This window comes from Embleya sp. NPDC005575 (assembly GCF_040605455.1).
Classification (GTDB): Bacteria; Actinomycetota; Actinomycetes; order Streptomycetales; family Streptomycetaceae; genus Embleya.
Genome location: NZ_JBEXCV010000320.1, coordinates 1 through 3,059, shown reverse-complemented (window position 1 = coordinate 3,059; position 3,059 = coordinate 1). Strand labels below are relative to the sequence as shown.

The following is a 3,059-nucleotide window of genomic DNA, read 5'->3' as shown; positions in this document are numbered from 1 at the left end:
CGGGCGGGCGGCGAGGAGCGCCGTGTGCAGGGTGACCCGGTCGACCTCCTTCGGGTCGGCCCACACCCACACGACCAGGCCGTCGCCGGCGCGGGCGTAGGTGTGCTCGGCCGACGCAAGGCGATACCACGCGTCGCCGTCGGCCACGCACGTCTCGCCCGACGGCGGATTCGGCCGGCAAGCCGCGGTGCCCGGGTCGCCCGCGTCCACGCCCAGGTGGATCTGCCGGCCCTGCGGAGATACATAGACCGACTGGAAGCCGGCGTCCCCGTACACCCCGACCGACTGCGACGCGAGCTCGTAGCCGGGCACGTCGGTGACGTACACGAACCTGGGATCGACGCCCGCGGGCGCTGTGCCGGCGACCGTGGGGGCAGCGGCCGGCGGGCTCGCACCCGGGGCGTACGGGCCCCCCGAACCCACCGCCGAACCCTTGCCGGACTCGGTGCTCCCGCACCCGACCAATAGCAGTGCCGCGAACAGTGCGACCCCGGCGGCGAGCCCACGAGTGTCCATGCGGCGCACCCTAACCGACGGCCCCGCCGGCGAGGAACCGATGGCCAGGGTCTTCCCGGCATTCAACGCCGAGGAGGCGTTCGTCGCCGACGACCTCACCGCCGCTCGGCCGGCACCGCCCGGGCCGCCGCCGCGTGCAGGTCGGCCCGATACTCGCGCCCGCGCCGGATCGCGTCCCCGATCAGCCATCTGGTCCACGAGGTGACCGCCCACGGCGCGAGCCTGGAGGAGGCGTTCAGGCAACTCACCGCCGACAGCGCCGGCGCGACGTATGACGCGAGTGTCGGACCGGTCTGCCTCGCTCGGCGCGACCTGCGGCTGCGGACCGGCGGTGCGTCGGCCGTCGTACGGCGCGCCCGGGTTGGGCGGCGCGGACATCCGCCTCCCGGAGGGCGACTGGGACGCGGACTGCGCGGTCGGCTACCACCGCTTCGGCGCGCTGGTCGGCGTGGTGGCACTGGGTGGGCGATCGCCCTGGCCACGGAGTACCACCGGGAACTGGTCGCCTGACCGCCAAGCACGTCCTTCGCGCGGGACAGGTCCGGATAGCGGAACATCGGGTAGGGCAGGGCCAGTACGTAGCCCGCCGGCCGGCTCGGATCTTGGCCACCGACGACGCGGCCGAGGTGGGCCCGGTGTGCCGGGAGATCGTGCGGCGGGTCGCCGCCATGTGAGGACGGCGGGCACCCGCCGCGGGTGGCAGGATCGGCCGATGATCAGTTCGCGTCAGCTCGAGTACGTTCGCGCGGTGGCCCGGGAGTTGCACTTCACCCGCGCGGCGCAGGTGCTCGGTATCGCCCAGCCGGCCCTGTCCCAGCAGATCCGCAAGCTGGAACGGCAGTTGGGCGTGACCCTGTTCGAGCGGGACCATCATCGGGTGGAGCTCACCTCGGCGGGTGCGGCGCTGCTGGTGGGGGCCGAGCGCATCCTGGCCGATCTGGCGGCGGTCGAGGAGGAGATGCTCGGCTGGGCGGGCGGCACCCGGGGGCGGATCCGGCTAGGCAGCGCGCGTGGACTGACCGTGCGCCTGGCCCGGGTGCTGACCGACTTCGGCCACGCCTATCCGGAGGTCGAGGTGGACCTGCGGGAGATGTCCGGCGAGGAGACGACCGACGGTCTGATCGCCGGCCGACTGGACGCGGCGACCGTGGCGAGGTCGCGCCGCCTGGAGGACGCCCGGTTGGCCCATCGGGCGCTCGACCGGGAGCCGCTGGTGCTGATCACCGCGACTTCCGGGCCGCTGTCCCGGCGGCGCCGGCTACCGGTGGCGGCGCTGGACGGGGTGGACCTGGTGGCGTACCCCGACGGGTCGGTCGTGCGCGAGATCGTGCTCGCCGCGCTGGCGGCGGCCGGTGCCACGCCCCGGTTCCGATTCGAGACCCGGGACACCGGTGCCGCCCGGGCCCTGGCCGGATTCGGCCTGGCCGCCGCGATCGTGCCGCACTCGGTCGCGGTCGAGCCGGGCCAACCGGTGCACGTGGTGCGGTTGGACCCGGAGCCCGCCTGGACGCCCGCGCTCGCCTGGTCGGCCCGGCGCCGACCGGGCCCGGCGCTCGCCGCGTTCATCGACTTCGTGTCCGCGCATCCGGCACTGGTCGCACCGAATCCGACCGAACCGGCCGCCCGAGCGCCCTCGAACGCCGACCGAGCGACACCACGAAGTCTTTGACCCGGGCAGCGCGTCCGGATCCGAGCCCGCGCGCAACCCCGCATCCCGTGCCGCCTTCGGCGCGCCCCCACCGGGGTGGTTTCGGAGCATCCCGTCCTGCGGCGCGCTCGTTGTCTGACACGCCATCAGTTATGCGTTCGAAATTCGTGCATCCCGCATCGATTTTCGACCCGCAGACCCGCCGGGGAAGCAATTTCATGATCCTCGAAAATTTCTTTTCCCAGCCGACTCCGAGCCCCGGCGACCGGAATCCATCGAAATCCGCTCGGCCGCGCACCGAACTGCCATGTTTTGAACATATTTTTTCCTTCATCCCGGCCGAAGCGGTGAAAACCGGACCGCCATCAAAATCAAAAACGAATGATCTTGAGCCGTGAATCAGGGATCGTTTGTTCTCCGCCCGAAACCGTCGTACGCTCCGTTCAAGAGGTCATTCTAAAGCTCCGAACGGCTAATTGATCATTCTCCTGTTCGGTCCCTCGTCACCGTCGCCTGTCTTTCGGCGCTTTGCCGCATTCGTTGCGGTGTTCCGCCCACTCGAGAGAAGTGCGATGGCGAGGAGGAAGTCCCCATGAATACGGCCGGGACCGGGCCCCAGGGCCCGAATGAGGAGCGGTGGCGGGCGATGCATGCCTTCACGGCGGTCGAGCTCGCCGCCGGCACGTGCGAGCACGTTGCTTCGATGGACCACTTCGGCGCGCCGGTCGACATCGGCCGGCCGGCCGGCCTCCTGGTCGTGATCGTCGCGATCGTGTACGCCTTGCGCGCGATGCCGCACGACTGACAACAGGTGATCGGTGTCGTGTTTCGGCCGAGGCGCTGCCTTCGCCGCCGGCCGTATCTGCGGTCGTGCCCATGCCTGTGGCCATGCCCG

At 71.3% G+C, this 3,059-nt stretch carries 5 protein-coding genes; 3 read left to right on the top strand and 2 right to left on the bottom strand.

Annotation, left to right across the window (positions count from 1 at the left end; all coding sequences use genetic code 11):
- Positions 1–516 (bottom strand): hypothetical protein (locus ABZS54_RS42650; protein ID WP_355548765.1); only part of this gene is annotated, 516 nt, incomplete at its 3' end.
- Positions 517–611: 95 nt separating this feature from the next.
- Positions 612–764, bottom strand: coding sequence for a hypothetical protein (locus tag ABZS54_RS42645; RefSeq protein ID WP_355548762.1), 153 nt, complete (start codon positions 762–764; stop codon positions 612–614).
- Between the two features lie 464 nt (positions 765–1,228).
- On the opposite strand from ABZS54_RS42645, the gene ABZS54_RS42640 reads away from it, so the two are divergent.
- From ABZS54_RS42640 to ABZS54_RS42630, 3 genes are all read left to right on the top strand, one after another.
- Positions 1,229–2,185: a LysR family transcriptional regulator gene (locus ABZS54_RS42640; protein ID WP_355548759.1), complete on the top strand. Its 957-nt coding sequence runs from the start codon at positions 1,229–1,231 to the stop codon at positions 2,183–2,185.
- A 131-nt stretch (positions 2,186–2,316) separates the two neighbouring features.
- The gene (locus ABZS54_RS42635) at positions 2,317–2,562 is read left to right on the top strand and encodes a hypothetical protein (protein ID WP_355548756.1); all 246 of its coding nucleotides are present in this window, start codon (positions 2,317–2,319) and stop codon (positions 2,560–2,562) included.
- A gap of 248 nt (positions 2,563–2,810) precedes the next feature.
- Positions 2,811–2,969 carry a hypothetical protein gene (locus tag ABZS54_RS42630; RefSeq protein WP_355548753.1) on the top strand — a complete coding sequence of 53 codons (159 nt, stop codon included), beginning with the start codon at positions 2,811–2,813 and terminating at the stop codon, positions 2,967–2,969.
- Positions 2,970–3,059 lie beyond the last annotated feature (90 nt).